The following is a 1,492-nucleotide window of genomic DNA, read 5'->3' as shown; positions in this document are numbered from 1 at the left end:
CCGTCTTCGCGGGCGATCCGGAGCAGCTTTTTTACGTTAATAATGGGCCGCCGTATACATAAGCCGGCAAGGATAACAAGAGTGAGCAACGGTTGCGTTGCCAAAAACTGCTGAGCCGTGCTAGGTACTGGAGTGCTAGTTGATTGATGTACTACTGCTGATGCTAGTGCTGGTGCTGGTGATGTGATGTGGTGGTAATGGTGATGTGATAGTGATAGTAATGGTGAAATGCTAGTGAAAGTGCTGGTGATGTTGATGCTGATAGTGTTGTTGATGCTGATAGTGTTGTTGCTGATGATAGTGATGGTGATGTGATGGTGATAATAGTAATGGTGATAATGCTAGTGAAAGTGCTGGTGATAGTGCTGTTGCTGATGATAGTGATGGTGATGGTGATATTGATGGTGATGGTGCTGATGATAGTGATGGTGATGGTGATGGTGATGGTAATGGTAATGGTGATGGTAATGGTAATGGTGATGGTGATGGTGATGGTGATGGTGATAGTGATGGTGATAGTGATAGTGATAGTGATAGTGATAGTGATAGTGATAGTGATAGTGATAGTGATAGTGATAGTGATAGTGATAGTGATAGTGATAGTGATAGTGGTGGTGGTGAAAATGCTGGTTGTGTGATGTGATGTGGTGGTAATGGAGATGTGATAGTAATAGTAATGGTGATAATGCTAGTGCTGTTGATAGTACTGTTGATAGTACTGTTGCTGATGATAGTCATGGTGGTGATAATGCTAGTGCTAGTGAAAGTGTGGGTTGTTTGATGTGATGTGATGTGATGGTAATTTGTTTTTAAATTGATGTGTTAGTGTCGTGTCGCATTGGTAGCGGTCATAGTGGCGCCACAAGTCCATCTCATTGGACGATTTCCAATGAAACCCCGATGACGAGGGCTAAAACGCCCATCTCGTTGGACAAAATCCAACCGAACGGTGAATATAGTATGTTTCAGCCCCATTTTAGTCAATCTCGTTGGATTTCATCCAACGAAATGAAGAAACTACCCCTCTAAAACCCATTTCCATTGGAAATCATCCAACGAGAGAGAGAGGTTAGAGAGGTACGGTAGGTAAGAGAGGTTTGAGTGGTACGGTAGCCTCAACCATGCTCGAGACTCGGAACCAGCTTGCGTTGTAATCAACGTCTTACATAACCACACACTTGACACAAGTGTGGAGACCCATAAGCAGCAGTCAAAGCCAAGTAGAACAAAAAGGGAATGGATATGGGGTGGAAAAGCGTAGCGCCCGTATTTGAAATCGTGTTCAAACCATAAAAACCAATTCAAAAGAACCACGATTTCAAGAAACGGTTGGAGCCCCATATCCAATTCCCTCCCCGAGCGCAAATGTATGGGTTTCGTGACTCGATTTTGATATTCGCCATTCGATTTTGGCTTCCGTGACTCGATTTTGCCATTCATCATCCGATTTTGGCTTTCATCATTCGATTCTGGCTTCCGTCACTCGATTTTG

Annotated in this window: 1 protein-coding gene; it reads left to right on the top strand. The window is 43.6% G+C overall.

Annotated elements, in window-relative coordinates; all coding sequences use genetic code 11:
• Positions 1–344: 344 nt before the first annotated feature.
• Positions 345–638: a hypothetical protein gene (locus AC1DUA_RS37205; RefSeq protein WP_477504505.1), complete on the top strand. Its 294-nt coding sequence runs from the start codon at positions 345–347 to the stop codon at positions 636–638.
• Positions 639–1,492: the final 854 nt, after the last annotated feature.

It is taken from the genome of Paenibacillus sp. 01T422, from assembly GCF_056398785.1.
This window is presented reverse-complemented; position numbering and strand designations above follow the sequence as displayed.